The organism is Bacillus sp. MM2020_4 (genome assembly GCF_011250555.1).
Taxonomy (GTDB): Bacteria; Bacillota; Bacilli; order Bacillales; family Cytobacillaceae; genus Neobacillus.
Window position 1 is genome coordinate 36,777 of record NZ_JAANMZ010000027.1, and the last position, 25,634, is coordinate 62,410.

A 25,634-nucleotide genomic window follows, 5' to 3' on the forward strand; every position below is an offset into this window, starting at 1 on the left:
AGGGAGGTTCCTTCATGGGTCGCAGCTTAAAAAAAGGACCATTTGTTGATGATCATTTAATGGTTAAGGTCGAAAAGTTAAATGAAACTGAGAGTAAGCAAGTTATTAAAACTTGGTCTCGACGTTCTACGATCTTCCCACAATTTATCGGCCACACAATCGCTGTTTATGATGGTCGCAAACATGTACCTGTATATGTTACTGAAGACATGGTAGGACACAAGCTTGGAGAATTCGCTCCAACACGTGCTTACAAAGGACATGGCAATGATGACAAGAAAACAAGACGTTAAGAGAGGAGGGCATCCAAATGCAAGCTAAAGCTGTTGCAAGAACAGTTCGTATTGCTCCTCGTAAAGCACGTTTAGTCGTTGATTTAATCCGAGGAAAGCAAGTTGGTGAAGCGGTGGCGATTTTAAATCTCACTCCTAGGGCTGCTTCTCCAATCGTGGAAAAAGTATTAAAGTCAGCTATGGCAAATGCTGAACACAACTATGAAATGGACGTTAATAATTTAGTTGTTGAACAAGCATTCGTTGACGAAGGACCAACGTTGAAACGTTTCCGTCCGCGCGCTATGGGCCGTGCTAGCCAAATTAACAAACGCACAAGCCACATTACAATCGTATTAACAGAAAAGAAGGAGGGATAATCTGTGGGTCAAAAAGTAAATCCAGTCGGTTTGCGTATCGGAATCATTAAAGATTGGGAATCTAAGTGGTACGCAGGTAAAGACTTCGCTACTCTTTTACACGAAGACCTTAAAGTTCGTGAGTATATCACGAAACGTTTAAAAGATGCTTCTGTTTCTAAAGTTGAAATCGAACGTGCTGCTAACCGTGTGAACGTTACTGTTCATACAGCTAAGCCTGGTATGGTAATCGGTAAAGGCGGTACTGAAGTTGAAGCACTTCGTAAAGCATTAAACCAATTAACTGGCAAACGTGTTCACATTAACATTCTTGAAATTAAGAGAGCGGATCTTGATGCGAAACTAGTTGCTGAAAATATTGCTCGCCAATTAGAAAACCGTGTATCTTTCCGTCGTGCACAAAAGCAAGCTATTCAACGTGCTATGCGTGCTGGTGCGAAAGGTATCAAAACACAAGTGTCTGGTCGTTTAGGCGGAGCAGATATCGCTCGTGCTGAACATTACAGCGAAGGAACTGTTCCACTTCATACACTTCGCGCGGATATCGACTATGCTACGGCTGAAGGCGATACCACTTATGGTAAGCTAGGCGTAAAAGTGTGGATCTATAAGGGAGAAGTCCTTCCTACTAAGAAGAAAAATGCGGAAGGAGGCAAATAAACATGTTATTGCCAAAACGCGTAAAATATCGCCGTCAACACCGTGGTAAAATGCGTGGTAACGCTAAAGGCGGCACTGAAGTAACTTTCGGTGAATTCGGTCTACAAGCTACTGAAGCTTCTTGGATTACGAACCGTCAAATTGAAGCAGCACGTATTGCCATGACACGTTACATGAAACGTGGCGGTAAAGTTTGGATTAAAATTTTCCCACATAAGCCATATACTGCTAAACCACTAGAAGTTCGGATGGGTTCTGGTAAAGGGGCTCCTGAAGGCTGGGTAGCAGTTGTTAAACCTGGGAAAATTATGTTTGAAATTGCCGGTGTTTCTGAAGAAGTTGCACGTGAAGCACTTCGACTTGCAATGCACAAACTACCTGTAAAGTGTAAGTTTGTAAAACGAGAAGAAATTGGTGGTGAATCAAGTGAAAGCTAATGAACTACGTGACCTTACCACTGCTGAAATTGAACAAAAAGTAAAATCTCTAAAAGAAGAGCTTTTCAACCTTCGCTTTCAATTGGCGACAGGACAACTTGAAAACACAGCTCGTATTCGTGAAGTACGTAAAGCTATTGCTCGCATGAAGACTGTTGTTCGTGAAAGAGAAATCAGCGTTAATAAGTAATTACCCGAGAGGAGGTTCACACAATGAGTGAACGCAACCAACGCAAAGTTTACACTGGACGCGTTGTTTCTGACAAAATGGATAAAACCGTTACTGTTCTTGTCGAAACACATAAAAAGCATCCGTTATACGGTAAACGCGTTAAGTACTCTAAAAAGTTTAAAGCTCATGATGAGCAAAACACAGCAAAAATCGGCGATGTTGTACGTATCATGGAAACTCGCCCACTTTCAGCTACTAAACGCTTCCGTTTAGTTGAAGTAGTAGAAAAAGCAGTTATTATTTAATTGTTCGGATAACGCAACATTTCCGAAGGGAGGTTACACACATGATTCAACAAGAATCACGTTTAAAAGTTGCTGACAACTCTGGTGCTCGTGAAGTACTTACGATTAAAGTTCTTGGTGGTTCTGGTCGCAAAACCGCTAATATCGGTGATGTGATCGTTTGTACCGTAAAACAAGCAACACCTGGTGGCGTTGTTAAAAAAGGTGACGTTGTCAAGGCAGTTATTGTTCGTACAAAGACAGGCGCACGTCGTCCTGATGGTTCTTACATTCGTTTTGATGAAAACGCATGTGTTATCATCAAAGATGACAAGAGCCCACGTGGAACTCGTATCTTTGGACCAGTTGCCCGCGAACTTCGCGATAACAACTTTATGAAAATCGTATCTTTAGCTCCAGAAGTATTATAATTTTAAAATCAATTGCCTTTAAGGAGGTGCTTACTGATGCATGTAAAAAAAGGTGATAAAGTCAGAGTTATGTCTGGCAAGGATAAAGGCAAAACAGGCGTGATCCTCGCAGCTTATCCTAAAGAAAGCCGTGTACTAGTGGAAGGCGTAAACATCGTGAAAAAACACTCTAAACCTTCACAAGTGAACCCACAAGGCGGAATTATCAGTTTTGAGGCTCCAATTCATGTATCAAACGTTATGCCTATCGACCCTAAATCAGGTAACCCGACTCGCGTAGGTTACAAAACGGTTGATGGCAAAAAAGTACGCGTAGCAAAATCCGGTGAAGTTTTAGATAAATAGTTAAAATTTTAGAAGGGAGGTACCATAAGTGAACCGCCTAAAAGAAAAATTCGTTAAAGAAGTAACTCCAGCTCTTATGAGCAAATTCAATTATGAATCAGTTATGCAAGTTCCTAAACTTGATAAAATTGTTATAAACATGGGTGTTGGTGACGCTGTTGCAAATGCTAAGGCACTTGACAATGCAGTAGAAGAACTTGCTACTATTACTGGTCAAAAACCAGTCGTAACTCGTGCGAAAAAATCTATCGCTGGCTTCCGTCTTCGTGAAGGTATGCCAATCGGTGCAAAGGTTACCCTTCGCGGTGAGCGCATGTACCAATTCTTGGATAAATTAGTTTCCGTTTCTTTACCACGTGTACGTGACTTCCGTGGGGTTTCTAAAAAAGCTTTCGATGGTCGCGGTAACTATACATTGGGTATTAAAGAACAATTAATCTTCCCTGAAATTGATTACGATAAAGTAAGCAAAGTTCGTGGTATGGATATCGTTATCGTAACGACTGCAAACACTGATGAAGAATCACGTGAACTTTTAACTCAATTTGGAATGCCATTCCAAAAGTAATCGTTAAATAAGGGAGGCGAAAACGTGGCTAAAAAGTCAATGATTGCGAAACAACAACGCACGCCTAAATTCAAAGTACAAGAGTATACACGCTGCGAACGTTGCGGACGTCCACACTCTGTATACCGTAAATTTAAGCTTTGCCGTATTTGTTTCCGTGAATTAGCATACAAAGGACAAATTCCTGGTGTTAAAAAAGCTAGCTGGTAAAACTAGAAGTTGGGAAGGAGGTAAAAATAATGGTCATGACAGATCCAATTGCTGATATGCTTACTCGCATTCGTAATGCGAACATGGTGCGTCACGAAAAATTAGAAGTGCCTGCTTCTAATTTGAAAAAAGAAATTGCTGAAATCCTAAAGCGCGAAGGTTTCGTACGTGATGTCGAATTTATCGAAGACAACAAACAAGGGATCATCCGTATCTTCTTAAAGTACGGTGCTAATAACGAACGCGTTATTACTGGTCTAAAGCGCATAAGCAAGCCTGGACTTCGAGTTTACGCTAAATCAAATGAGGTACCACGCGTACTTAACGGTCTTGGTATCGCATTAGTTTCAACATCAACAGGTGTTATTACAGATAAAGAAGCTCGTGCAAAACAAGTCGGCGGAGAAGTATTAGCTTACGTTTGGTAAAAGAGTTTCTGAATGAATGGAGGTGCACTAAATGTCTCGCATAGGAAAAAAACCAATCGAAATTCCAGCAGGAGTTACGGTTACATTAAACAACAATACTGTTACGGTTAAAGGACCTAAAGGCGAACTTAGTCGTTCTTTTAATCCTGATATCGCAATTAACATTGAAGAAAACGTAATAACAATCACACGCCCATCTGACCAAAAAGAGCACCGCGCATTGCACGGTACTACTCGCGCGGTGATCGCGAACATGGTTGAAGGTGTTTCTAATGGCTTTGCAAAGGGCTTAGAATTAATCGGGGTTGGTTACCGTGTACAAAAGCAAGGTAACAAACTTGTATTAAGTGTTGGTTACTCACATCCAGTTGAAATTGAACCTGAAGCTGGTCTTGAAGTAGAAGTACCTAGCAATACAAAAATTATTGTTAAAGGTACTGATAAAGAACGTGTTGGTGCATTAGCAGCCAATATTCGTCAAGTACGCCCGCCTGAGCCTTATAAAGGTAAAGGAATTCGCTACGAAGGTGAATTCGTTCGTCGTAAAGAGGGTAAAACAGGTAAGTAATCGCCTTATGGGTAAACGAAAGGAGTGACGTAAATGATTACGAAGCTTGATAAAAACGCTACTCGCAAGAAGAGACACGCTCGTGTCCGTGCGAAACTTAGCGGAACTTCAGCTCGTCCACGTCTAAATGTGTTTCGTTCAAACAAACATATTTATGCTCAATTAATCGATGACATGAATGGAGTAACTTTAGCGAGTGCTTCTACAATAGAAAAAGATTTCGGTCTTGAGTCTACAAGCAACCTTGAAGCTGCACAAAAGGTTGGAGAATTAGTCGCTAAACGTGCGGTAGAAAAAGGTATCTCTGCTGTTGTCTTTGATCGTGGAGGATACCTATACCACGGACGTGTGCAAGCATTAGCAGATGCTGCACGCGAAAACGGCTTACAATTTTAATAGACAAAGGAGGGACACATAAAGATGCGTCGTATTGATCCAAACAAACTTGAACTTGAAGAACGCGTAGTTACAGTTAACCGTGTTGCGAAAGTTGTTAAAGGTGGACGTCGTTTCCGCTTCACTGCCCTTGTAGTAGTCGGCGATAAAAACGGTCATGTTGGATTCGGTACTGGTAAAGCTCAAGAAGTACCAGATGCCATCCGCAAAGCCATCGAAGATGCAAAGAAAAACTTAGTCGAAGTTGCAATGGTTGGAACAACCATTCCTCACCAAGTAATCGGACGTTTTGGTGCTGGTGAAATCCTTCTAAAGCCTGCTTCTGAAGGTACAGGAGTAATCGCTGGCGGACCAGTTCGTGCTGTTCTAGAATTAGGCGGGGTAGCTGATATCCTTTCTAAATCATTAGGAACAAACACACCAATCAACATGGTTCGTGCCACTATTGATGGTATTACACAACTAAAACGTGCTGAAGACGTAGCGAAACTACGTGGTAAATCAGTAGAAGAACTGTTAGGATAAGGGGGGAAATCAAATGGCGAAACTATTAATTACCCTCAACCGCAGCGTAATTGGTCGCCCTGAGGACCAACGTGCAACAGTTACTGCATTAGGATTACGTAAATTAAATCAAACAGTTGAGCATCAAGATAACGCGGCGATTCGCGGTATGATTACTAAAGTTGCTCACCTTGTAACAGTTAAAGAACAATAATTGATTCTTTTCTTTCATAAGGAGGTGCCAATATGAAACTTCATGAATTAAAACCTGCAGAAGGTTCTCGTCAAGAGCGCAAACGTTTAGGTCGCGGAATCGGTTCTGGTCAAGGGAAAACAGCAGGTAAAGGTCATAAAGGTCAAAATGCTCGTTCCGGTGGTGGTGTCCGCCTTGGATTCGAGGGTGGTCAAACACCTTTATACCGTCGTTTACCAAAACGTGGTTTTACTAACATTAGCCGTAAAGAGTTCGCTATCGTTAATCTTGATGCATTAAATCGCTTTGAAGAAGGTACAGAAGTTACTCCAGAACTTCTTATCGAAATCGGAGTGGTAAGTAACGAGAAAGCAGGAATTAAAGTTCTTGCTAAAGGGAACGTAGAGAAAAAGTTGACTGTTAAAGCTCACAAATTCTCCTCTGCTGCTAAGGAAGCGATCGAAGCTGCTGGTGGAACTACTGAGGTGATCTAATGTTCCAGACAATCTCCAATTTTATGCGCGTGGGTGATATAAGACGTAAGATCATATTCACCCTTTTAATGTTAGTCGTTTTTCGACTAGGTACCTTTATTCCGGTACCGAATGTAAATGCTGATGTCCTTGCTAATCAAGATAAGCTAAGTGTTTTTGGTATACTGAATACCTTCGGCGGTGGAGCATTAAAACAATTCTCCATCTTTGCAATGGGTATTATGCCATATATCACGGCTTCGATTATTATTCAGCTTTTACAAATGGATGTTGTTCCGAAATTCACGGAATGGTCCAAACAAGGGGAATCAGGGCGACGTAAGATTGCTCAATTCACCCGGTACTTTACCGTAGTGCTTGGATTTATCCAAGCATTAGGAATGTCTTATGGCTTTAACAACTTAGCCAGTGGGCAATTGATTGAAAACCCTGGTATTGGTACGTATCTCCTAATTGCAGTTACTTTAACTGCTGGAACATCCTTTTTGATGTGGCTAGGCGAGCAGATCACTGAAAAAGGTGTGGGAAATGGAATTTCCATTATCATCTTTGCAGGGATCGTTGCTGGTATGCCTTCTGTCATTAATCAAATTTATGTACAGCAATTTGAAAATGCGGGAGATGCTTTATTTTTACGTATTGTCACAGTTGTTTTAATTGCTCTTGCAGTCATTGCCATTGTGGTGGGTGTTGTATTCATCCAACAAGCAAATCGTAAAATACCAATTCAGTATGCAAAACGTGTTGTCGCAGGTCGTAACCCGGTTGGTGGTCAATCCACTCATATGCCGTTAAAGGTGAATGCCGCTGGTGTAATTCCTGTAATCTTTGCGGTTTCATTTATTGTAACGCCAAGAACGGTTGCTTCGTTCTTCGGAACAAATGATGTAACGCTTTGGATTAATAAGAATTTAGACTATTCTCATCCAATTGGGATGACGTTATATGCAGCACTCATTATCGCGTTTACTTATTTTTATGCTTTTATCCAAGTGAACCCTGAACAAGCAGCGGAAAACTTACAGAAGCAAAGCGGCTATATCCCGGGTATCCGCCCAGGTAAGAGTACGCAGGAATACTTAACACGCGTCTTATATCGTTTAACCTTTGTAGGTGCCATCTTCCTAACCATTATTTCGGTTCTTCCTATGCTTTTTATTAAAATAGCGAATTTACCGCAATCGGCTCAAATTGGAGGTACAAGTTTGTTGATCGTTGTCGGTGTTGCACTTGATACGTACAAACAGCTTGAAGCACAGTTGGTTAAACGTCATTATAAAGGCTTTATTAAGTAGTATAAGGTTTTTGGGGCCCCATGGACCCCAAGACCTAAATTAAGCACGAGGGGGGAACACGTGTGAATTTAGTATTAATGGGGCTTCCAGGTGCCGGTAAAGGTACGCAAGCAGAGAGAATCGTCGAGCAATACGGCATCCCTCATATCTCTACTGGAGATATGTTCCGTGCAGCGATGAAAGAAGGAACGGAACTAGGATTACAAGCGAAATCATTCATGGATAAAGGCGAACTTGTTCCTGATGAAGTGACAATTGGCATTGTTCGTGAGCGATTAAGCAAAAGTGATTGTCAAAAAGGTTTCTTATTAGATGGCTTCCCTAGAACTGTACCTCAAGCAGATGCTTTGGAAAATCTATTGGTTGATTTAAATAAAAAAATTGACTTTGTCATTAACATAACTGTGGATAAGAGTATTTTAATGGATCGTTTGACAGGACGTCGGATTTGTAAAGAATGTGGATCGACTTATCATTTAGTCTTTAATCCTCCTGCAAAAGAGGGTGTATGCGATCGCTGCGGCGGTGAGCTTTATCAAAGGGCTGATGATAATGCCGAAACTGTTCAAAATCGTTTAGATGTTAATATTAAACAACAAGAGCCATTACTTACTTTTTATGAAACGAAAGGTTATCTCCGCACAATTGATGGTCAGCAGGATATTAAAAAAGTATTTGCTGATATCGAACAATTACTTGGGAGCTTAGCTTAGTGGTGAATCACAAAGTGAAACAATCTGCCATTCGACTCTCGAATTTCTCCAATATGATTCAAAAGTATGTGAAAGCTAATAGACTTTCTATTATGCTTTAGTATGCAGGACCGAGAGTTGGGCAAGAATGACATGAGGACCTTACTATTCCTCATTTTGATAAAATTCCTTGCGGACAAAGTGCAGTATAATATGTTATTATTATAAGGTTGCATACTGTCGAACGAACAAAGAGACTCGCTTGCATTTTATTGAACGCTATTTTTGAAAAAGAAGGGAGACGAGACTTGTGGCCAAAGATGATGTAATTGAAATTGAAGGTAAAGTCATTGAAACTTTGCCAAATGCGATGTTTAAGGTAGAATTAGAAAATGGTCATACTGTGCTAGCTCATGTTTCTGGTAAAATCCGAATGCACTTTATTCGCATTCTTCCAGGTGATAAGGTTACTGTTGAGCTTTCTCCATATGACTTAACGCGCGGAAGAATTACGTACCGCTTTAAATAATCAGCACTCCGTACTACTAAGGAGGTTAGGATACTAATGAAAGTAAGACCATCTGTTAAACCGATCTGCGAAAAGTGTAAAGTTATCCGTAGACGCGGAAAAGTTATGGTTATCTGTGAAAACCCTAAACATAAACAAAAACAAGGTTAATTTTGAAGGAGGTGCGCTAAAATATGGCACGTATTGCTGGTGTAGATATTCCACGTGAAAAGCGTGTAGTTATCTCTTTAACTTACATTTATGGTATTGGTAAAAATACAGCACAAAAAGTACTAGCAGAAGCTGGTGTTTCTGAAAATACTCGTGTGCGTGATTTAACAGAAGACGAATTAAACAAAATCCGTGACATCATCGACAAGTTAAAAGTTGAAGGTGATCTTCGCCGTGAAATTTCTCTTAACATTAAGCGTTTAATGGAAATCGGCTGCTACCGCGGATTACGTCATCGTCGTGGTTTACCGGTTCGTGGACAAAATACGAAAAACAACGCTCGTACACGCAAAGGTCCTCGTAAGACTGTAGCGAACAAGAAGAAGTAATCGGCAAAGGAGGTTAATTTAAATGGCACGTAAAACTAATACACGTAAACGTCGTGTTAAAAAGAATATTGAATCAGGTATCGCTCATATCCGTTCAACATTTAACAATACGATTGTAACTATCACTGATGTTCATGGTAATGCAATTTCTTGGTCAAGTGCTGGTGCGCTTGGATTTAGAGGTTCTCGTAAATCTACTCCATTCGCAGCACAAATGGCAGCTGAAACTGCAGCAAAAACATCCATCGAACACGGTATGAAAACTTTAGAAGTTACTGTAAAAGGTCCTGGTGCAGGCCGTGAAGCAGCCATTCGTGCTCTTCAAGCTGCTGGTCTTGAAGTAACTGCGATTAAAGACGTTACACCTGTTCCTCATAATGGATGCCGTCCACCAAAACGCCGTCGTGTTTAATTTTTCTGTATAGAACTTGTATCATGCGTCTATAATGGATATGATACTAAATTTTACAACTTATACAGGGAATTTATTCCAGTTGTTGTGCACAAAACGGGAACGTATACATGGGGAAATTTCAATTAGCATATTTCGTCTAGTTGGGGTTTCGACGTTTTGAAGGAGGGTTATTTGATGATCGAAATAGAAAAACCAAAAATCGAAACGGTTGAGATCAACGATGATGCCAAGTACGGTAAGTTCGTCGTAGAGCCACTTGAGCGTGGATATGGTACCACTTTGGGTAACTCCTTACGTCGTATCCTATTATCTTCACTCCCAGGTGCCGCTGTTACATCGATTCAGGTCGATGGGGTACTTCATGAGTTCTCAACAATTGAAGGCGTCGTAGAGGATGTAACATCCATCATTTTAAACATTAAAAAATTAGCGTTAAAAATCTACTCTGATGAAGAAAAAACACTTGAGATTGATGTGCAGGGTGAAGGACCTGTCAAGGCAATGAATATTACCCATGACAGTGATGTTGAGATTTTAAATCCAGACATTCATATTGCAACATTGGCATCAAATGGACATCTTCGCATGCGCTTAACGGCTAGACGTGGTCGTGGATATACACCGGCTGATCAGAACAAGAGAGAAGATCAACCAATTGGTGTGATTCCAATTGACGCCATTTATACGCCGGTTTCACGTGTGTCCTATCAAGTAGAAAATACCCGCGTTGGTCAAATGACGAATTTTGATAAGCTTACGCTTGATGTTTGGACAGATGGAAGCACTGGGCCAAAAGAAGCGATTGCTCTTGGTTCGAAAATTTTGACTGAGCATTTAAATATCTTCGTTGGATTAACTGATGAAGCACAAAATGCTGAAATTATGATCGAAAAAGAAGAAGATCAAAAAGAAAAAGTTCTAGAAATGACTATAGAAGAACTCGATCTTTCTGTTCGTTCTTATAACTGTTTAAAACGTGCTGGAATCAACACTGTTCAGGAATTAGCTAATAAGACTGAAGAAGATATGATGAAGGTTCGTAATTTAGGACGCAAATCACTCGAAGAAGTGAAGGCAAAACTAGAAGAGCTTGGGTTAGGCTTGCGTAAAGACGACTAGTCTTTAGACTTGTTATTAATCCGCTTTATGACTTCAACAAAGGAGGGAACCCTTCATGGCATACAGAAAGTTAGGACGCACAAGTGCACAGCGTAAAGCTATGCTACGTGATTTAACTACAGACTTAATTATCAACGAGCGCATCGAAACAACAGAAACCCGCGCGAAAGAAATTCGTGTGACTGTTGAAAAAATGATTACGCTAGGTAAACGCGGCGATTTACATGCTCGTCGTCAAGCTTCTTCATATGTTCGTCACGAAGTTGCTAATGCCGAAAACGGTCAAGATGCAGTTCAAAAACTTTTCGCTGATATCGCTCCACGTTATCAAGAGCGTCAAGGTGGATACACTCGTATTATGAAACTTGGACCTCGCCGCGGTGACGGTGCGCCAATGGTTATTATCGAGTTAGTTTAATACCTTTTTACACACAACAAGGGCGCTGGACAGTTTACAAACAAACTTGTTCTTTGCCCTTTTTTTGTAATAAATATCTTTTATAATTGTTCGACCCAAGCCAAAACGAGTGTTATGATGAGCGTGACTCCATCAATGGAGCGAGAATCTTATTATGTTGAAGGTTTCTTCGATTCTCTTCACGCCCCGTCTAGCTCATGCACCTCCTCCCATTTCTATTTAAGAAATTCCTTTTTCGCAGTAGGATCTTTGCTGCCTGGGGACGAGGTGCGGGCTTTTTTTGTTATAGGAAAAGGGGAGGAGTGTCGCAAATGCGAAGCTGCTTTTTAAATAGTTGATGTTTAGCTTGCTCACACCACCTTTAATGTTTTTTATTTGTAATGTTTTTTGATGGGAAATAGTTGAGATGAGACGAGGGGAGGAATATCTATGAAAGAATCAATTGTTTCGCTTAAAGGAGTTTCCTTTCAATACGATGAACAGGAACGGTATGCTCTTAGTAATGTGAGTTTTGACATCTACGATGGGGAATGGCTGGCGATTGTCGGACATAATGGCTCTGGTAAGTCGACGATGGCAAAACTGCTAAACGGTCTTCAATTTCCGCAACAAGGGGAGATTATGGTTGGGGATATGAAGCTCACCGAGGAGTCGATTTGGGATATTCGTAAGAAAATCGGGATGGTTTTTCAAAATCCTGATAATCAATTTGTGGGAACGACTGTACAGGATGATGTGGCTTTTGGTTTAGAAAACAATGGGATTCCTAGAGATGAAATGGTACAGCGGGTTGAAGATTCATTAAGAAAGGTGAAAATGGATCAATTTCTATATCAAGAGCCCCACCATCTATCGGGTGGACAGAAACAGCGGGTAGCGATTGCCGGCGTTTTAGCTTTAAGACCTTCCATTATTATTCTCGATGAAGCAACCTCAATGCTAGACCCAAGAGGGCGTGAAGAGGTTTTAGAGACGGTAAGATTATTAAAAGAAGAAAAGGCCTTAACCGTAATCTCCATTACTCACGACCTGGAGGAAGCCGCAAAGGCAGACCGAATCATCGTGATGAACAAAGGGGAAGTGTTCCGTGAGGGAACCCCAGAGGAGATTTTCTCAATGGATGAGCAATTGATTCAATTAGGATTAGATATTCCTTTCTCTGTTAAAATGAGCAAAGCGTTTAGGAAAAATGGGATAGAGTTATCGAAGCATTATTTATCGGAAGAAGAGTTGGTGACAGAGCTATGGACATCTCACTTCAGCAAATAGAATACCGCTACCAAGCAAACACCCCTTTTGAACGTCTGGCCATTGAGGACGTATCGATCGATATTCCTTCTGGAACCTATATGGCGATTATTGGCCACACTGGTTCTGGTAAGTCTACGGTTTTACAGCATCTAAATGCGCTGCTGCAGCCTACAAAAGGAACTGTGAAGATTGGTGCGCATGAAATTAAAGCACAGCAGAAAAATAAAAACTTAAAGCAAGTTCGGCAAAAAGTAGGGATTGTATTTCAATTTCCCGAGCATCAATTGTTTGAAGAAACAGTTGAAAAGGATATTATCTTTGGTCCGATGAATTTTGGGGTTTCGGAAGAAGAGGCAAAAAAGAGGGCACGACTTGCATTAGTACAAGTAGGTCTAGCTGAGGAGATTTTAGAAAAATCACCGTTTGACCTGTCAGGCGGACAAATGCGTCGCGTCGCGATTGCCGGTGTGCTGGCAATGGAGCCGGATGTGATTGTCCTGGATGAGCCTACCGCTGGACTGGACCCCCGTGGCCGGAAAGAAATAATGGATATGTTTTATGCACTCCATAAGGAAAGGAACCTTTCTACCATACTTGTCACGCACAGTATGGAGGATGCCGCAAGATATGCTGATCAAATAGTGATTATGCAGCAAGGGAAGGTTGTTAAACAAGGAACACCGGGAGAAATCTTTTCATCACCAGTTGAATTGGTGCAAATGGGTCTGGATGTCCCTGAGGTGGTACGATTCCAACTAAAACTTGAAGAGAAAACAGGGCTGAAGTTAGATAAAATCTACCTTTCCCTTGAAGAATTATCTACTGCTGTGACAGAATCTTTTAGCAGAGGTGTTCGCTCATGATGGAGAAAATGATTTTCGGTCGGTATGTTCCTGCGGATTCAATGGTCCACAAGATGGATCCTCGTTCAAAACTAATGATCATTTTTCTATTTGTTTGCATTATTTTTCTAGCTAATAATTGGATCACCTATGCACTTATTGGAGTTTATACCTTTTATATGCTTGGCATGTCCCGGATACCTGTTCGTTTCTTATATGGCGGACTAAAGCCAGTTCTATGGCTCGTTTTATTTACCTTTGTGTTGCAGCTGTTTTTTACAAAAGAAGGGGCGTTACTCTACGAATTAGGACCGATAAAAATTTATGAAGCGGGCCTAAGAATGGGGATATTTATTTCCTTACGATTCTTCTTCTTGATCTTAATGACGTCTTTACTGACCCTAACTACCACTCCGATTGAGATTACAGATGGACTAGAGACACTCTTAAATCCTTTAAAAAAGGTCCGTTTTCCCGTTCATGAAATGGCGCTGATGATGTCGATTTCGCTGCGGTTTATTCCTACCTTGATGCAGGAAACAGATAAAATTATGAAGGCGCAGATTGCCCGAGGAGTGGAGTTTGCGAGCGGTCCATTTAAGGAGCGAATAAAGGCTGTTATTCCACTTCTTATTCCCTTGTTTGTCAGTTCCTTTAAACGAGCGGAAGAACTGGCAATCGCAATGGAAGCTAGGGGCTACCGTGGTGGTGAAGGAAGGACGAAATACCGGCAATTGAGCTGGAGAGCAGCGGATTCGGTGCAGATGTTTGTTTTAGCAATTATAACGATTCTTTTAATTTTACTACGTTCATAATGGAGCAGCGAATCATGCAAAGGTATAAATGTATCATCTCTTATGATGGCTCGGGATTTTCTGGGTATCAGGTTCAACCGAATAAACGTACAGTGCAATCGGTGCTGGAAGCTGTTTTAGCAAAGATGCATAAGGGGAATCCTATTAAGGTATCGGGATCGGGACGAACGGATGCTGGTGTCCATGCAAAAGGGCAGGTTATTCATTTCGATTCTCCGCTACTACTACCGGAAGAGAGATGGGGAGCTGCCTTGAATTCTATGCTCCCTGAGGATATTTCGGTTCAATCGGTGATGAAGGTTGATGCCTCCTTTCATGCACGTTTTGATGCGATTGGAAAAGAATATCGCTATGTGCTTTATTTAGCGTCGATACGGGACCCCTTTCAGCGGAATTATGCCTGTCGATACCCATATCCCTTAAATTTTGAGGCTATGCAAGCGGCAAGTAAATATTTCCTCGGTACCCATGACTTTACTAGCTTTTGCTCGGCAAGGACAGATGTGGTGGATAAAATCCGATCGATAGAGGCGATAGATTTTTTCATCGATGGAGATTTCCTTACATTACGGTTTGTCGGGAATGGCTTTTTGTATAATATGGTACGAATTCTTGTTGGAACATTATTAGCAGTAGGATCAGGAGACCTTTTACCAGAGGAAATGCCTGTTATCTTGGAAAAAAAGGATCGGCGGTCTGCCGGGAAGACGGCTCCAGCCAATGGGTTATATCTTTGGGAAGTTTTTTATTAATGCTGTGCAAGGCGTATCCGCTTTTCTGAAAGCAACCCAACCTGGTGTAACATTTTCTTGACAATTTACCTGTAAGTATTTATTATATTATATGTGTGTGTTTTTAATCCCACGATAAAGCCCCGGAAAGTCTTCATCGTGATTGAAAATATATGAATTGAAACTTAAGCGCACAGGGCATTAGACGTTCGTTCCCGGAACAGAATGGATGGCTGGTTGCTTTATAAAAGTGCGAAAATCATAATCTTTAATGGATTTAATTAGGAGGGAAACTCATGCGTACAACGTTTATGGCAAATGCCAACAATATCGAGCGTAAATGGTACGTGATTGATGCTGAGGGCAAAACTCTTGGACGTCTTGCATCTGAAGTTGCATCAATCTTACGTGGTAAAAACAAACCAACTTTTACACCACATGTTGACACTGGTGATAATGTAATCATTCTTAACGCATCAAAAGTAGAACTAACTGGTAAGAAATTAACTGACAAGATCTACTACCGTCACACCATGCACCCAGGTGGTTTAAAAACTAGAACTGCCCTTGAAATGCGTACAAACTACGCTGAGAAAATGATTGAGCTTGCTGTTAAAGGCATGCTTCCAAAGAATTCTCTTGGTCGTCAAATGTTTAAAAAATTACATGTATACGCTGGCGCAGAACATCCGCACCAAGCACAACAACCTGAAGTTTACGAACTTCGCGGTTAATAAAGAGGGAGGGAATTTACTTGGCACAAGTTGAATATATTGGTACTGGTCGTCGTAAGAGCTCTGTTGCACGTGTGCGCATAGTTCCAGGTACAGGTAAAATTACAATTAACGGACGTGACATCGAAGATTATATCCCATTTGAAGCTTTACGTATGGTGGTAAACCAACCATTAGTAGCTACTGAAACAAAAGGCAGCTATGATGTTCTTGTAAACGTAAGCGGCGGTGGATACACTGGTCAAGCTGGCGCAATCCGCCACGGTATTGCTCGTGCATTACTGAAAGCTGATCCAGAATATCGTCCAACATTAAAGCGTGCAGGACTATTAACACGTGACCCACGTATGAAAGAGCGTAAGAAATACGGTCTTAAAGGTGCGCGTCGTGCTCCTCAGTTCTCAAAACGTTAATCTTTACGTTTCAAAGGCTCTCAAACCTATTGGTTTGGGGGTCTTTTTTTTACTCAAAAACGGATGTAAGTTGTGCTTACCATCCGCTTAGTTAACGAGTTGATTTTTTACTGCATAAAGTGCTGCCTGTGTCCGGTCGGCTAGCTCAAGTTTACCTAACAGGTTAGATACATGTGTTTTAACCGTCTTTTCCGTGATAAAAAGAGATGCAGCAATTTCCTTGTTGCTTTTCCCTTTAGCGATTTCCTTTAACACATCTAATTCTCTTTTCGTTAGTTCCTCCAGTTTTTTAGGTTTTCCTTTATTGGACAAATTGGCAAGAAGATGCGAGGTTGCCGTCGGATGAAGCTGATTTTCGCCGTTCATGATTTTCTTAATGGATGCAACTAAATCGTCGGGCTGGATGTCTTTTAGCTGGAATCCGGAAGCACCCGCTTCAAGGGCAGGGATCACATGATCTTGATCTGAAAAGCTGGTTAACATCATAATTTTGATTGTGGGCTGCTCTTTTTTTATGAGTCTAGTTGCCTGGATTCCATCCATTTCAGGCATGACCAAATCCATGAGAATAAGATCTGGCTTTAATGATTTTGCTAATTCAACAGCCTCCATGCCGTTTGCGGCTTCTCCGACAATTTCAAGTTCCTTTTGTGTCCGGAGAAAAAAAACCAAGCCTCTTCTGACCACATGATGATCGTCTGCAATTAATATGCGTGTACGCATTAAAATTCCCCCTAGAACGGAATGGTGATCTCTATTTCAGTCCCATTTCCTGCTTTGCTGGTTAAATGAAAATGGCCATTTAATGCTTCTGTTCGTGCTTTCATATTTTTCAGTCCCAATGAAGGGATTTTAAGACTTTTATCATAATGGAAGCCGCAGCCCTTATCCTTTATGGTCATCTTTACCCCTTTATGGGAAGCTTGAAAAATTAAAACCGCTGCTGTGGACTGGGAATGCTTTTTACAATTGGCCAGTGCCTCTTGCCCAATGCGCCACAGAGTTTCCTCTACTTTACCGGGAATGCTTGCGGCTCCTGTTATCTCTGTTTCTATGGAGAGGCCGAGCATATCGGCATAGCTTCTCAGTGCGCTTACCAATCCATGTTCCAATCCTTGTGGCCGCAGCTGCCAGATTAATGCCCTCATTTCACCAAGAGCTTCTTGGGCTAAATCCTGAATATAACTAAATGTTTGTCTGACCTCTGGTATTTCAGTCATTTCTACCCCAGCCCTGGCGGTAAGGCTTAGCGAGAATAAAAGCTGGTTAACGGAATCGTGAAGATCCCTTGCGAGCCGATTTCGCTCGGTGACGAGCGCTGTTTCTTGCTCCCACTGGGTCAGTTTGATTCTCTTCAATGCCGTTCCGATTTGATAAGCAACCGCTTCAAGTAAAGCAAGTTCATTTTTCTCAAAGTGTGTTTTGTTTGGCGATCCTACATTTAGGATCCCGAAGCGTTCTTGTCCGGCGCGGAGCGGGACGGTGGCATGATGGGTGAGACCGCGCGTTTCTCCGGCATTCTCTTTTATGGCATCTTCAATTCGTTTACATTCTATAATATTCGAAGCTTTATGCAGTTCCTGGTTGTTGTATTTATTGACGCACCAGCATTTACCTTGGCACATCCGTTGATTCTGATTATTTGCCAAAGCTGGGGGTAGAGCTTCATCCGCCACAAGCTGATGCGCACCACTTTCATCGATCAAAAAGATCCAGCCTGTTTGAAGTCCAGTCACATGGAGGAGTTTTTTCAAAACCCCAGACAACACGGCCTTTGTATCTGTTCCTTCATTTAAAAGCTCCGCAATTTCCTTTAAAATGCTAATCTCTTCGTATCCAGCCTCTACAGACATTCCTATTCCCCTCTGTTGTGAAGTAACTACTTATCATTATAGCCTATTTACAATTTTCAGACTCCTTGATATTTTTCACTTGCAGGGCATAATGATGTGCCTCCTATTATAGAATGAGATTCATATCCCCAAATTCGTGCCATAGATAGCCGGATTCGATCGCTTGGTCATAGGCCTTAAGTAAATACTTTTCGGATATAAAGGCGGAAAGCATATCAAGGTGGCTGGCTTTCGGTTCATGCAGACCGGTGATGATCCCATTAACTATTTTTAGAGAAAATTTTTGATTAATATAGAGCTTCGTCATTCCCGATAGTGCCCCGATCTTAGCCGCGGTCTCAAGAGCTCTGACCACAGTCGTGCCTATTGCAATGACCCTTTTTCCCCTTGCTTTTGTTTCGTGAATCCGCTCCATTGTGCGTTCAGAGATATGGTATTCCTCTTCATTCTCTTCAGGTGTCTGTGGCCATTGATCGTCGAGGAAATAGCTTAAACCCGTATGCAGTTGGATAAAATCAACCTGTATGTTTTTACGCTTCAATTTAAACAGTAGCTCCCAGCTAAAGGCCCTGCCGGCAGAAGGCATTTCCACTGAGCCGGGATGGCTGGCAAAAACCGTTTGATAGGAATCCAAGTCCCATGGCTGTTCAATATACTCATAACGTACCGGTTCACCTAGTGCATAGATGATATTAACTAAATCCGTTCCTTTTTTTGAAAACTGAATGATTTTTAGAGGGGAATTTTCTCTCTCGCCAATCACAGTGGCAGCCAATTCAGATGAAAATTGCAAAATGTCGCCCATTTTAACAGGGGCCGCCACAATCAGTGCCTCCCAAATATCCACATCCCGGCGCCTTGCAAGCCGGACTTCGGCCGCAGGTATTCGTTTAAACGTGCCTCTCCGCCATTCAGCTTGTAAAACCGCTGGGATGGTGCGGCTATTATTTAAAATAACTAAATCCCCAGGCTGGAGATAATCCGCCAAGTGGAAGAAATGGTCATGCTTGATTTCTCCTGTTATGCGGTTTAAAGTCAACATCCGGACATGATCCCGCCGTAAGCCTCGTTTTTCAGGAGGAAGGGAAGCGTTCAGTTCAGTAGGCAAATAAAAATCCAACGCATTAGTCTCCACCATTCCTTACACCTCCTTAGACTGGGCTGCAAATCGCTCACCGTTGATTCCGACAGCCTTCTCCGATGCTAAGAATAAAAATATGTCAACCATATCCTCAGGTTTAGCCAATGGGTAATCGCAATCAGGTACGGCCAGATCATGCATGTCTGTATCCATTTCTCCCGGATCAACCATGTTGACCCGAACATTCGTCTCACTTAATTCATCTGCCCATGTTTGGGTAAGACCTTCAACGGCAAATTTTGAAACTCCATATGCGCCCCAACCGGCGAATCCCGTATGACCAGCTTCGGAAGTCACATTGATAATAGAACCCTCATTGCGCTCAAGCATTCCTGGAATAACTCTTCTCGTGAGGAGAAATGGAGAAACTGCATTTACCCGGAGCACTTCAGCAAAATCCTCCTCAGGGTAATCAAGAAGCAATGGCATGGGGCTTGGGCCTAACATAGAGGCATTATTAATCAGAACATCGATAGGGCCAAATGCTTCCTCCGCCATTGCGACGAAACGTTCCACATCTCTGGATTTTGAAATGTCAGCAGTTACCGCCAGCACTTCAGCGCCTAAACCAGCAGCTTCCTTTTTTACCTCAAGTATTCCTTCCGTTGACCTGGCACAAATAGCCAACCTTGCCCCTTCTTTTGCAAAGGCCAACGTTAACGCCCTGCCTAAACCTTTAGAGGCTCCAGTAATCATGATCACTTTATTTTTCATATATTGATCTTCCCTTCATTACTTGATGTCTTAAGCATACGGGTTCTTACCGATTCCTCCCTCAGAAAAAAGCTTGAACTTTATCTACAACTTTTGACTGAAAAATGAAAATAAAAATTGGAAAAACCCTCTTTGCATGTCTTCTGAACCTCGGATAAAGACTATTCGTAAGAGGTGAAAATGAAGTGACTGTGATTACAACCTTTAAAGAAAAAAGACGAGAAAAACAAATAAAATACGAACGCTCCGTACTAAAGGAGTTATCGATCACTACGTTGAAAGAGCGGGTAAAACAATATTTTGGCTCAACAAAAATTGCCTCAAGTTTTGTTATGAATACGGGAATAGAAGAGGCTTGTTACGATGTTGCCCTTGAAGCCTTCCTTCTCGGTGCAAAGTTCAGCAAGTTTGGGTATCATGGTGAGGAAATGGAGGCAGTGCGATTACGCTGCTTTAGAGAAGAAAAACACCTAATTGATACGCTTTATAACTTTTTACTCTATTGGGGAAATGGAGAAGAAGGTACGATGAGCGAATCGCTTTATTATCTATGTGAACAATATATCCACGTCTGGTGGCGTGAGGGATACGAAAAAGGCCAGATGCGCCATAAGCTTCGACTTCACTAACACCAATTCTACGGTTCTAAATACCCTTCCTGTCCCATATATTTTAGTGAACATGGACGAGCGGGAAGGATGATTTGGGTGTTAAAGCATAAATGGAAAATGATCAGTTTTATTGCGGGATTACTTGCGTTATTTTTCATACTGCAACACGATTTTATTGAGAATGACTCATCGAAGACATGGAACATCCCGTTGTCCGGAAAGATTATCCTGTTAGATGCAGGTCATGGAGGGCCGGATGGCGGGGCTGGAACAGGAGAAACCCTTGAAAAGGATATAGCCCTTGAAATTACCAAGAAAGTTCGGGATTATCTTCAGGAGCAAGGGGCGTTGGTCATCATGACAAGAGAAAAGGATGAAGATTTAGCCGCCTCTGATACGAAAGGCCTTAGCCGCAGAAAAGTAGAGGATTTGAAGAAGAGATTAAAAATGATCAATGACACCGATAATGACCTTTTTGTCAGCATTCATTTAAATGCCATTCCTTCCCCAAGATGGAGCGGCGCCCAAACCTTCTACGCACCGCAGCATAAGGAAAATGCCAGAGCGGCAAAGTTTATCCAAGAAGAGCTGCGCAGAAATTTGGAAAATACAAATCGAAAGGCGAAGCCAATTAATCAAGTGTTTATTTTAAAAAACGCCAAAAAGCCAGGGGTATTAGTGGAGGTTGGCTTTCTATCCAATCCGGGGGAAAAGGCATTATTAAAAAAAGATGCCTATCAGGAAAAAATAGCCGCATCCATAAATATTGGAATATTACGCTACTTTACGAATGAAAAGGAACTTAAAGAAACAGAGTAAGGGAGGTGGGGACACCTTCCATTTTTATTGAGTTAAAAGGTAAAATTTCAGCTTTGAGAATTGTCCCGCTCCAGCGCCCTTTCGCTTTTCTTTGTTTAAGTAGTTTTAATCGATACCAGTGTGATTCAAATAACTGTTTCATTGACGGGTTATGGTATACTGAGAGGTGGAAACGAATTCAAAAGGTGAGGTGTCTATTTTATGTTAACAGAAGTGAGAATCCGCGAGGTTCTTGGTGGCCTCAAGGAACCATTTTTACATAAGACTTTAGGGGAATTAAACGCAATAGAGGAAATAAAGATCAAAGAAGAGAAAAATCATGTTAGTGTGAAGGTGCAGGTTGCCCGAACAGGTACAAGTGAACAACTGCAGCTGCAAACGCAAATCGTTAATCTTTTAAAAGAAGCTGGAGCGGCAACGGTAGGAATTCGTTTTAGCCAGTTACCAGAAGAAGTGTTAGCGGCAAATCGTCAGGCAGAACCAGAGAAAGAGAAGAATCTTCTCAATTCATCAGAGACGACTTTCATTGCGATTGCCAGTGGAAAAGGCGGGGTTGGGAAATCTACAGTGTCTGTTAACCTTGCTGTAGCCCTCGCTCGTTTAGGGAAAAAGGTCGGCCTCATTGACGCAGATATATACGGCTTCAGTGTTCCTGATATGATGGGGATTACAAAACGCCCAGTGGTTCGTGGTGAAAAGATTATCCCTGTTGAACGTTTTGGCGTTCAGGTAATTTCGATGGGCTTCTTTGTTGAAGACAATGCTCCAATTATTTGGCGTGGCCCTATGCTTGGAAAAATGCTAAACAGTTTCTTCAACGAAGTAGAGTGGGGATCTCAAATTGATTATTTACTATTAGATTTACCGCCAGGCACAGGGGATGTTGCCCTTGACGTGCATACGATGCTTCCTGCATGTAAGGAAATTATCGTCACAACTCCTCATCCAACGGCTGCTTTTGTTGCTGCCCGTGCAGGTGCAATGGCGTTACGTACGGAGCATGAAGTTCTTGGTGTTATTGAAAATATGGCCTACTTTGAAAGTAAGCTTACCGGCGAAAAGGAATATGTATTCGGTCGTGGCGGCGGCGACAAGCTAGCTGAAGAATTAAATACAGAGGTTCTTGGCCGCTTACCGTTGAATCAGCCGGACTGGAATGATGAGGACTTTGCGCCATCGGTCTACCAGGAAGATCACCAAATTGGGAAAATTTATTTAGAAATTGCTGAAAAAGTGGACAGTCTACTGAAAAAATAGTAAAAAGGCCTTTTCCTCAAGTAGGAAGAGGCCTTTTCCATTATTCGGTTAACTGCTGGTATCGCCACCGCCAGATTTATTTTGGCCGCCACCAGATTGTTCGCCGCCTCCATCTTTATCACTGGCCTTATTTTTTGTTTCCTCAGCCGCCTTTAAAAGCAATTCCTCCATTTTCGCTTTGAAAAGGGGACTGTCAATGGTTTCAGAAATGACCTTTTGCAGATGCTCACGGTATTCTTTACTCTTTAAGGCATCCGCTAATTCTTTTTGAATTTCCGGTTCTTTAAAAACCTCAATCATCATGCCTCTGTATTCAGGATCATTCATTAAATCCTTTAATAATTTTTCATTCTCGGAACGCATATTTTTCGCAACGCCCTTGGCAAACTTTGCATCGCTAAAGGTCTTTTTCCAAAATTCAGTTGCTTTATCCGATGTTAAGGTTTGCTCAATGGTAGTAGCGACTACCTGTTGGTCCATTACGAGCTTTTCCTTCATCTTATCATCAGACATCACATCTTGAATGGCCTTTTTACCATCATCTGTCTTAAGAATATCCACAACCATTTTCTTTGTTTGATCATAATCAATTTGCCCGCCGCTGCTAGTATCATCTGCAGAACAGCTTGTTAGAAACAACATGATGGGCAGGAGGAGCAACCTACTTTTCCTTCTCATTTTATAAGCCCCTTTCACATATCAATCCTTAATTTTAGGATGAATAAAATGGGGAGAGATTATTCGTTATAAATCAAAATATGGATTTTTTACCTTTCGCTTGGTACAATCAGAATGGAATTTATTTTTGTTTGTTGGAGGTTTGTAGTGTGACAAGCCGTAATTTGGTGAAATTATTTTTGAATACTTTAGTAGTCGGCGGGGTCACAACTGTGATTTTAGGGTTGTTTGTTCGCTGGCATGAGTTGCAGCCATTTTTTGTTGATTTTAAAATAGTAGATATTATTTCAGCAATTATATGGTTATTGGTGATGGGCTTTTTATTTAGCGTGATCAGCCAAATGGGCTTTTTTGCGTATTTAACAATTCATCGTTTTGGCTTAGGTATCTTTAAGTCAGCTTCCCTTTGGAATGCTGTGCAAGTTGTTCTTATCCTCTTTGGCCTTTTTGACCTCATTTATTTACGATTTACAAACTTTGCAAAACCAGGTGATCCTCTTTGGCCTTATTTGCTTCCTGCCCTGCTTCTAGTCGTCGTCGGGTTGGCGGCGGCATGGCTAAAAAGCAAGGAAACGAATCGCGAAGCATTTATTCCGGCCGTCTTCTTTATGATTGTTGTCACCTTAGTGGAGTGGGTACCTGTTTTAAGAGAAAATGCAGAGAACTGGTTCTATCTAATGGTGTTTGCCTTACTCGCTTGCAACGCTTACCAAATATTAATCCTTCATAAATTGAATGAGCAATCGGAACAGGATAGACAAAAACGCTTAAGCCAATCTAGTCCTAAAGTAAATAAGAAAAACAAGAAAAGACCGTCCTTGTAAGGGGCGGTTTTTCCATTCCGGGCTACCTGACTTCTTTAGATTGAACTTCTCCATTTGTAATCATCTCTGAAACTGACACAAGCTTTAAGCCTTTTTGGCGGATATCCTCTAAAATTAATGGCAATGCTTTTGCTGTTTGTTTTGCCGAATCGGAGGCATGGAGAAGAACAATATCTCCCCTTTCTGCCTTTTTAACATTTTCTACGATTTTTTCTACCCCGGGATTTTGCCAATCCTTTGAATCAATTTTCCAATGAACAACGGTATACCCATATCTTTTTGCAATTTTTAATGTACGCTCATCGAAATGTCCTGTTGGTGCACGGAGAAGCTTTATATCCTTCACATTTAACTTTTTAAAGGCTTCTTGTGCTTTGGAGATATCTCTGGAAATTTTAGCATCTTCTAAATCCATATAATCCACATAATCGTAGCCGAGAAGCCCAATTTCATAACCTTCCTTTACAATTCGAGAAATAATGTCAGGATGCTGCTCTGCCCATGATCCAGCAAGGAAGAAAGTGGCTGACTTCACATTTTCCTTTTTCAATGTATCTAAAATTGGTTCTGCCTTTTCATCCCCCCAGCCAATGTTAAATGTTAGCGCAAGATCCTTTTCACCCCGGTAAATTGCTTTGGCTCCTTCTTTTGTTGAAAAGACCGGAATCTGCGCAAGGTTCTCTATATAGAGAAACCATGCGGTAAAGAAAGCGGCAATTAATATAAGAGCAACAGTTTTTAAAGCCTTTCCGTTTAAAATAAAGAAGAAATTCATTTCGGCACCCACCTCGTCCAATACTATCCTTGTCTTCATACCTATGCTTGTATTTATTTAAATATGAGTCGAAAATTTTATTATAAAATTTCAATAATTGGAAAAGACTACTATAACTAGAAACTTTGCTGGAGGTTATTCAATGTTTGGGCTTCTCATAAATGATAAAGAAGTAAAGGAAATGGAATACCTAATTAAAAGGGAACTGGATGAAATCTTATTTGATTTAAGAGATGAACGGATTGATCATATTGTCAAAAGGGCGATGGAAGAGAGATATAAGATCCTTTTTGCCTTATTTAAAAGGGTAGCATCCCCACAAGAATGTTTTAAGTATATGAGAAGAGGTAAAAAGGATCGAAAAAAGGGGTAATGTTTTTTTAAAAGACCGTTGACATATATTTAATATCTTGTTATAGTAATAAACGTCGCTGCTAACAGTAACAAAAACTACTTCAAAAAAAGTTGTTGACATTACGAATTGCAGATGATATATTAATAAAGTCGCTTTTAGGCGATGGAGATATTGTCCTTTGAAAACTAAACAAACAAAAACGTCAACAAACAATATTTTTTAGTTTCAATATATATGAAACTAAGCCAACGTAAAAAAATGAGCTAATCAACTTTCTTGGAGAGTTTGATCCTGGCTCAGGACGAACGCTGGCGGCGTGCCTAATACATGCAAGTCGAGCGAATTTTTGGGAGCTTGCTCCCATTGGTTAGCGGCGGACGGGTGAGTAACACGTGGGCAACCTGCCTGTAAGACTGGGATAACACCGGGAAACCGGTGCTAATACCGGATAATCCATTTCCTCTCATGAGGA

The 25,634-nt window shown here is 41.3% G+C and carries 41 protein-coding genes and 1 rRNA gene; 36 read left to right on the plus strand and 6 right to left on the minus strand.

Annotated elements, in window-relative coordinates; genetic code table 11:
• Positions 1-14: 14 nt before the first annotated feature.
• From rpsS to rpsI, 30 genes are all read left to right on the plus strand, one after another.
• The gene (gene rpsS / locus G6554_RS16325) at positions 15-293 is read left to right on the plus strand and encodes a 30S ribosomal protein S19 (RefSeq protein ID WP_026565526.1); all 279 of its coding nucleotides are present in this window, start codon (positions 15-17) and stop codon (positions 291-293) included.
• 17 nt (positions 294-310) lie between these two features.
• Positions 311-652, plus strand: a complete 342-nt coding sequence (rplV, locus tag G6554_RS16330; RefSeq protein WP_166243758.1) for a 50S ribosomal protein L22 — start codon at positions 311-313, stop codon at positions 650-652.
• A gap of 3 nt (positions 653-655) precedes the next feature.
• Positions 656-1,312, plus strand: coding sequence for a 30S ribosomal protein S3 (gene rpsC, locus G6554_RS16335; RefSeq protein ID WP_166243760.1), 657 nt, complete (start codon positions 656-658; stop codon positions 1,310-1,312).
• Between the two features lie 2 nt (positions 1,313-1,314).
• Entirely contained in the window at positions 1,315-1,749 is a 435-nt protein-coding gene (gene rplP, locus G6554_RS16340; RefSeq protein WP_166243762.1) for a 50S ribosomal protein L16, read from the plus strand.
• Positions 1,739-1,939: a 50S ribosomal protein L29 gene (gene rpmC / locus G6554_RS16345; RefSeq protein ID WP_007085282.1), complete on the plus strand. Its 201-nt coding sequence runs from the start codon at positions 1,739-1,741 to the stop codon at positions 1,937-1,939. Before rplP ends, rpmC begins: the two co-directional genes overlap by 11 nt.
• Positions 1,940-1,962: 23 nt before the next feature.
• On the plus strand, positions 1,963-2,226 hold the full coding sequence (gene rpsQ, locus G6554_RS16350) for a 30S ribosomal protein S17 (RefSeq protein WP_040203248.1): 264 nt from the start codon (positions 1,963-1,965) through the stop codon (positions 2,224-2,226).
• A gap of 41 nt (positions 2,227-2,267) precedes the next feature.
• Complete coding sequence (gene rplN, locus G6554_RS16355; RefSeq protein WP_007085280.1) at positions 2,268-2,636, plus strand: 50S ribosomal protein L14; 369 nt, start codon at positions 2,268-2,270, stop codon at positions 2,634-2,636.
• A gap of 36 nt (positions 2,637-2,672) precedes the next feature.
• On the plus strand, positions 2,673-2,981 hold the full coding sequence (rplX, locus tag G6554_RS16360; RefSeq protein WP_166243764.1) for a 50S ribosomal protein L24: 309 nt from the start codon (positions 2,673-2,675) through the stop codon (positions 2,979-2,981).
• A gap of 28 nt (positions 2,982-3,009) precedes the next feature.
• Positions 3,010-3,549 (plus strand): 50S ribosomal protein L5, encoded by a 540-nt coding sequence (gene rplE, locus G6554_RS16365; RefSeq protein WP_007085278.1) that lies wholly within the window; start codon positions 3,010-3,012, stop codon positions 3,547-3,549.
• Positions 3,550-3,573: 24 nt separating this feature from the next.
• Positions 3,574-3,759, plus strand: coding sequence for a 30S ribosomal protein S14 (gene rpsN / locus G6554_RS16370; protein ID WP_007085277.1), 186 nt, complete (start codon positions 3,574-3,576; stop codon positions 3,757-3,759).
• A gap of 29 nt (positions 3,760-3,788) precedes the next feature.
• Entirely contained in the window at positions 3,789-4,187 is a 399-nt protein-coding gene (gene rpsH / locus G6554_RS16375; protein ID WP_007085276.1) for a 30S ribosomal protein S8, read from the plus strand.
• Between the two features lie 31 nt (positions 4,188-4,218).
• Positions 4,219-4,755 (plus strand): 50S ribosomal protein L6, encoded by a 537-nt coding sequence (gene rplF, locus G6554_RS16380; protein WP_166243766.1) that lies wholly within the window; start codon positions 4,219-4,221, stop codon positions 4,753-4,755.
• 33 nt (positions 4,756-4,788) lie between these two features.
• Positions 4,789-5,151 carry a 50S ribosomal protein L18 gene (gene rplR / locus G6554_RS16385; RefSeq protein ID WP_166243768.1) on the plus strand — a complete coding sequence of 121 codons (363 nt, stop codon included), beginning with the start codon at positions 4,789-4,791 and terminating at the stop codon, positions 5,149-5,151.
• Between the two features lie 24 nt (positions 5,152-5,175).
• On the plus strand, positions 5,176-5,676 hold the full coding sequence (gene rpsE, locus G6554_RS16390; protein WP_007085273.1) for a 30S ribosomal protein S5: 501 nt from the start codon (positions 5,176-5,178) through the stop codon (positions 5,674-5,676).
• Positions 5,677-5,689: 13 nt separating this feature from the next.
• Positions 5,690-5,869 (plus strand): 50S ribosomal protein L30, encoded by a 180-nt coding sequence (gene rpmD / locus G6554_RS16395; RefSeq protein WP_007085272.1) that lies wholly within the window; start codon positions 5,690-5,692, stop codon positions 5,867-5,869.
• A gap of 32 nt (positions 5,870-5,901) precedes the next feature.
• Positions 5,902-6,342 carry a 50S ribosomal protein L15 gene (gene rplO, locus G6554_RS16400; RefSeq protein ID WP_166243770.1) on the plus strand — a complete coding sequence of 147 codons (441 nt, stop codon included), beginning with the start codon at positions 5,902-5,904 and terminating at the stop codon, positions 6,340-6,342.
• Positions 6,342-7,637: a preprotein translocase subunit SecY gene (gene secY, locus G6554_RS16405; RefSeq protein WP_166243772.1), complete on the plus strand. Its 1,296-nt coding sequence runs from the start codon at positions 6,342-6,344 to the stop codon at positions 7,635-7,637. The genes rplO and secY overlap by 1 nt, the downstream gene beginning before the upstream one ends.
• Positions 7,638-7,699: 62 nt before the next feature.
• The gene (locus G6554_RS16410) at positions 7,700-8,350 is read left to right on the plus strand and encodes an adenylate kinase (RefSeq protein WP_166243774.1); all 651 of its coding nucleotides are present in this window, start codon (positions 7,700-7,702) and stop codon (positions 8,348-8,350) included.
• Between the two features lie 289 nt (positions 8,351-8,639).
• Positions 8,640-8,858, plus strand: coding sequence for a translation initiation factor IF-1 (infA, locus tag G6554_RS16415; protein WP_007085268.1), 219 nt, complete (start codon positions 8,640-8,642; stop codon positions 8,856-8,858).
• Positions 8,859-8,894: 36 nt separating this feature from the next.
• Entirely contained in the window at positions 8,895-9,008 is a 114-nt protein-coding gene (gene rpmJ, locus G6554_RS16420; RefSeq protein ID WP_000868344.1) for a 50S ribosomal protein L36, read from the plus strand.
• A gap of 23 nt (positions 9,009-9,031) precedes the next feature.
• A complete protein-coding gene (rpsM, locus tag G6554_RS16425) occupies positions 9,032-9,397 on the plus strand; it encodes a 30S ribosomal protein S13 (RefSeq protein WP_166243776.1) in 366 nt (121 codons plus the stop codon).
• 22 nt (positions 9,398-9,419) lie between these two features.
• A complete protein-coding gene (rpsK, locus tag G6554_RS16430) occupies positions 9,420-9,809 on the plus strand; it encodes a 30S ribosomal protein S11 (RefSeq protein WP_024027886.1) in 390 nt (129 codons plus the stop codon).
• 177 nt (positions 9,810-9,986) lie between these two features.
• Complete coding sequence (locus tag G6554_RS16435) at positions 9,987-10,931, plus strand: DNA-directed RNA polymerase subunit alpha (RefSeq protein ID WP_166243812.1); 945 nt, start codon at positions 9,987-9,989, stop codon at positions 10,929-10,931.
• A gap of 55 nt (positions 10,932-10,986) precedes the next feature.
• Positions 10,987-11,349 (plus strand): 50S ribosomal protein L17, encoded by a 363-nt coding sequence (gene rplQ, locus G6554_RS16440; protein WP_166243778.1) that lies wholly within the window; start codon positions 10,987-10,989, stop codon positions 11,347-11,349.
• A 429-nt stretch (positions 11,350-11,778) separates the two neighbouring features.
• Entirely contained in the window at positions 11,779-12,618 is an 840-nt protein-coding gene (locus G6554_RS16445; protein WP_166243780.1) for an energy-coupling factor ABC transporter ATP-binding protein, read from the plus strand.
• On the plus strand, positions 12,594-13,463 hold the full coding sequence (locus G6554_RS16450) for an energy-coupling factor ABC transporter ATP-binding protein (RefSeq protein WP_166243782.1): 870 nt from the start codon (positions 12,594-12,596) through the stop codon (positions 13,461-13,463). The genes G6554_RS16445 and G6554_RS16450 overlap by 25 nt, the downstream gene beginning before the upstream one ends.
• Complete coding sequence (locus G6554_RS16455) at positions 13,460-14,257, plus strand: energy-coupling factor transporter transmembrane component T family protein (protein ID WP_166243784.1); 798 nt, start codon at positions 13,460-13,462, stop codon at positions 14,255-14,257. The genes G6554_RS16450 and G6554_RS16455 overlap by 4 nt, the downstream gene beginning before the upstream one ends.
• Before the next feature lie 14 nt (positions 14,258-14,271).
• Complete coding sequence (gene truA / locus G6554_RS16460; protein WP_166243786.1) at positions 14,272-15,009, plus strand: tRNA pseudouridine(38-40) synthase TruA; 738 nt, start codon at positions 14,272-14,274, stop codon at positions 15,007-15,009.
• 275 nt (positions 15,010-15,284) lie between these two features.
• The gene (gene rplM, locus G6554_RS16465) at positions 15,285-15,722 is read left to right on the plus strand and encodes a 50S ribosomal protein L13 (RefSeq protein WP_166243788.1); all 438 of its coding nucleotides are present in this window, start codon (positions 15,285-15,287) and stop codon (positions 15,720-15,722) included.
• Between the two features lie 20 nt (positions 15,723-15,742).
• Positions 15,743-16,135 carry a 30S ribosomal protein S9 gene (rpsI, locus tag G6554_RS16470; RefSeq protein WP_007085258.1) on the plus strand — a complete coding sequence of 131 codons (393 nt, stop codon included), beginning with the start codon at positions 15,743-15,745 and terminating at the stop codon, positions 16,133-16,135.
• An 87-nt stretch (positions 16,136-16,222) separates the two neighbouring features.
• On the opposite strand, the gene G6554_RS16475 is transcribed toward rpsI, so the two are convergent.
• From G6554_RS16475 to G6554_RS16490, 4 genes are all read right to left on the minus strand, one after another.
• Positions 16,223-16,858, minus strand: a complete 636-nt coding sequence (locus tag G6554_RS16475) for a response regulator (protein ID WP_166243790.1) — start codon at positions 16,856-16,858, stop codon at positions 16,223-16,225.
• An 11-nt stretch (positions 16,859-16,869) separates the two neighbouring features.
• A complete protein-coding gene (locus G6554_RS16480; protein ID WP_166243792.1) occupies positions 16,870-17,988 on the minus strand; it encodes a GAF domain-containing sensor histidine kinase in 1,119 nt (372 codons plus the stop codon).
• A 106-nt stretch (positions 17,989-18,094) separates the two neighbouring features.
• Positions 18,095-19,126, minus strand: a complete 1,032-nt coding sequence (locus tag G6554_RS16485) for an S-adenosylmethionine:tRNA ribosyltransferase-isomerase (protein ID WP_166243794.1) — start codon at positions 19,124-19,126, stop codon at positions 18,095-18,097.
• Between the two features lie 3 nt (positions 19,127-19,129).
• Positions 19,130-19,843: an SDR family NAD(P)-dependent oxidoreductase gene (locus tag G6554_RS16490; RefSeq protein ID WP_166243796.1), complete on the minus strand. Its 714-nt coding sequence runs from the start codon at positions 19,841-19,843 to the stop codon at positions 19,130-19,132.
• A gap of 185 nt (positions 19,844-20,028) precedes the next feature.
• Here G6554_RS16490 and G6554_RS16495 point away from each other — a divergent pair, with 185 nt between their 5' ends.
• From G6554_RS16495 to G6554_RS16505, 3 genes are all read left to right on the plus strand, one after another.
• Positions 20,029-20,472, plus strand: a complete 444-nt coding sequence (locus tag G6554_RS16495; protein WP_166243798.1) for a YbaK family protein — start codon at positions 20,029-20,031, stop codon at positions 20,470-20,472.
• Between the two features lie 69 nt (positions 20,473-20,541).
• Positions 20,542-21,273: an N-acetylmuramoyl-L-alanine amidase CwlD gene (gene cwlD, locus G6554_RS16500; protein ID WP_166243800.1), complete on the plus strand. Its 732-nt coding sequence runs from the start codon at positions 20,542-20,544 to the stop codon at positions 21,271-21,273.
• A 201-nt stretch (positions 21,274-21,474) separates the two neighbouring features.
• A complete protein-coding gene (locus G6554_RS16505; RefSeq protein WP_166243802.1) occupies positions 21,475-22,530 on the plus strand; it encodes an Mrp/NBP35 family ATP-binding protein in 1,056 nt (351 codons plus the stop codon).
• A 48-nt stretch (positions 22,531-22,578) separates the two neighbouring features.
• On the opposite strand, the gene gerD is transcribed toward G6554_RS16505, so the two are convergent.
• Complete coding sequence (gene gerD, locus G6554_RS16510; RefSeq protein ID WP_166243804.1) at positions 22,579-23,208, minus strand: spore germination lipoprotein GerD; 630 nt, start codon at positions 23,206-23,208, stop codon at positions 22,579-22,581.
• A gap of 149 nt (positions 23,209-23,357) precedes the next feature.
• Here gerD and G6554_RS16515 point away from each other — a divergent pair, with 149 nt between their 5' ends.
• Complete coding sequence (locus tag G6554_RS16515) at positions 23,358-24,032, plus strand: KinB-signaling pathway activation protein (protein ID WP_166243806.1); 675 nt, start codon at positions 23,358-23,360, stop codon at positions 24,030-24,032.
• Between the two features lie 22 nt (positions 24,033-24,054).
• On the opposite strand, the gene pdaB is transcribed toward G6554_RS16515, so the two are convergent.
• A complete protein-coding gene (pdaB, locus tag G6554_RS16520) occupies positions 24,055-24,807 on the minus strand; it encodes a polysaccharide deacetylase family sporulation protein PdaB (RefSeq protein ID WP_166243808.1) in 753 nt (250 codons plus the stop codon).
• 142 nt (positions 24,808-24,949) lie between these two features.
• Between pdaB and G6554_RS16525 the strand changes: the two genes are divergently transcribed.
• Positions 24,950-25,180, plus strand: coding sequence for a hypothetical protein (locus G6554_RS16525; protein ID WP_166243810.1), 231 nt, complete (start codon positions 24,950-24,952; stop codon positions 25,178-25,180).
• 255 nt (positions 25,181-25,435) lie between these two features.
• Positions 25,436-25,634: ribosomal RNA gene (locus tag G6554_RS16530) — 16S ribosomal RNA — on the plus strand; the annotation flags it as partial.

Excerpts from the sequence above, each read along its gene's own strand:
- rpsS (WP_026565526.1), top strand. The coding sequence starts at position 15 with ATGGGTCGCAGCTTAAAAAAAGGACCATTTGTTGATGATCATTTAATG.
- rplV (WP_166243758.1), top strand. The coding sequence starts at position 311 with ATGCAAGCTAAAGCTGTTGCAAGAACAGTTCGTATTGCTCCTCGTAAA.
- rplP (WP_166243762.1), top strand. The coding sequence starts at position 1,315 with ATGTTATTGCCAAAACGCGTAAAATATCGCCGTCAACACCGTGGTAAA.
- rpsQ (WP_040203248.1), top strand. The coding sequence starts at position 1,963 with ATGAGTGAACGCAACCAACGCAAAGTTTACACTGGACGCGTTGTTTCT.
- rplN (WP_007085280.1), top strand. The coding sequence starts at position 2,268 with ATGATTCAACAAGAATCACGTTTAAAAGTTGCTGACAACTCTGGTGCT.
- rplX (WP_166243764.1), top strand. The coding sequence starts at position 2,673 with ATGCATGTAAAAAAAGGTGATAAAGTCAGAGTTATGTCTGGCAAGGAT.
- rpsH (WP_007085276.1), top strand. The coding sequence starts at position 3,789 with ATGGTCATGACAGATCCAATTGCTGATATGCTTACTCGCATTCGTAAT.
- rplF (WP_166243766.1), top strand. The coding sequence starts at position 4,219 with ATGTCTCGCATAGGAAAAAAACCAATCGAAATTCCAGCAGGAGTTACG.
- rplR (WP_166243768.1), top strand. The coding sequence starts at position 4,789 with ATGATTACGAAGCTTGATAAAAACGCTACTCGCAAGAAGAGACACGCT.
- rpsE (WP_007085273.1), top strand. The coding sequence starts at position 5,176 with ATGCGTCGTATTGATCCAAACAAACTTGAACTTGAAGAACGCGTAGTT.
- rpmD (WP_007085272.1), top strand. The coding sequence starts at position 5,690 with ATGGCGAAACTATTAATTACCCTCAACCGCAGCGTAATTGGTCGCCCT.
- rplO (WP_166243770.1), top strand. The coding sequence starts at position 5,902 with ATGAAACTTCATGAATTAAAACCTGCAGAAGGTTCTCGTCAAGAGCGC.
- secY (WP_166243772.1), top strand. The coding sequence starts at position 6,342 with ATGTTCCAGACAATCTCCAATTTTATGCGCGTGGGTGATATAAGACGT.
- rpmJ (WP_000868344.1), top strand. The coding sequence starts at position 8,895 with ATGAAAGTAAGACCATCTGTTAAACCGATCTGCGAAAAGTGTAAAGTT.
- rpsM (WP_166243776.1), top strand. The coding sequence starts at position 9,032 with ATGGCACGTATTGCTGGTGTAGATATTCCACGTGAAAAGCGTGTAGTT.
- rpsK (WP_024027886.1), top strand. The coding sequence starts at position 9,420 with ATGGCACGTAAAACTAATACACGTAAACGTCGTGTTAAAAAGAATATT.
- G6554_RS16435 (WP_166243812.1), top strand. The coding sequence starts at position 9,987 with ATGATCGAAATAGAAAAACCAAAAATCGAAACGGTTGAGATCAACGAT.
- rplQ (WP_166243778.1), top strand. The coding sequence starts at position 10,987 with ATGGCATACAGAAAGTTAGGACGCACAAGTGCACAGCGTAAAGCTATG.
- G6554_RS16445 (WP_166243780.1), top strand. The coding sequence starts at position 11,779 with ATGAAAGAATCAATTGTTTCGCTTAAAGGAGTTTCCTTTCAATACGAT.
- G6554_RS16450 (WP_166243782.1), top strand. The coding sequence starts at position 12,594 with ATGGACATCTCACTTCAGCAAATAGAATACCGCTACCAAGCAAACACC.
- G6554_RS16455 (WP_166243784.1), top strand. The coding sequence starts at position 13,460 with ATGATGGAGAAAATGATTTTCGGTCGGTATGTTCCTGCGGATTCAATG.
- truA (WP_166243786.1), top strand. The coding sequence starts at position 14,272 with ATGCAAAGGTATAAATGTATCATCTCTTATGATGGCTCGGGATTTTCT.
- rplM (WP_166243788.1), top strand. The coding sequence starts at position 15,285 with ATGCGTACAACGTTTATGGCAAATGCCAACAATATCGAGCGTAAATGG.
- G6554_RS16475 (WP_166243790.1), bottom strand. The coding sequence starts at position 16,858 with ATGCGTACACGCATATTAATTGCAGACGATCATCATGTGGTCAGAAGA.
- G6554_RS16480 (WP_166243792.1), bottom strand. The coding sequence starts at position 17,988 with ATGTCTGTAGAGGCTGGATACGAAGAGATTAGCATTTTAAAGGAAATT.
- G6554_RS16485 (WP_166243794.1), bottom strand. The coding sequence starts at position 19,126 with ATGGTGGAGACTAATGCGTTGGATTTTTATTTGCCTACTGAACTGAAC.
- G6554_RS16490 (WP_166243796.1), bottom strand. The coding sequence starts at position 19,843 with ATGAAAAATAAAGTGATCATGATTACTGGAGCCTCTAAAGGTTTAGGC.
- cwlD (WP_166243800.1), top strand. The coding sequence starts at position 20,542 with ATGATTTGGGTGTTAAAGCATAAATGGAAAATGATCAGTTTTATTGCG.
- G6554_RS16505 (WP_166243802.1), top strand. The coding sequence starts at position 21,475 with ATGTTAACAGAAGTGAGAATCCGCGAGGTTCTTGGTGGCCTCAAGGAA.
- gerD (WP_166243804.1), bottom strand. The coding sequence starts at position 23,208 with ATGAGAAGGAAAAGTAGGTTGCTCCTCCTGCCCATCATGTTGTTTCTA.
- pdaB (WP_166243808.1), bottom strand. The coding sequence starts at position 24,807 with ATGAATTTCTTCTTTATTTTAAACGGAAAGGCTTTAAAAACTGTTGCT.
- G6554_RS16525 (WP_166243810.1), top strand. The coding sequence starts at position 24,950 with ATGTTTGGGCTTCTCATAAATGATAAAGAAGTAAAGGAAATGGAATAC.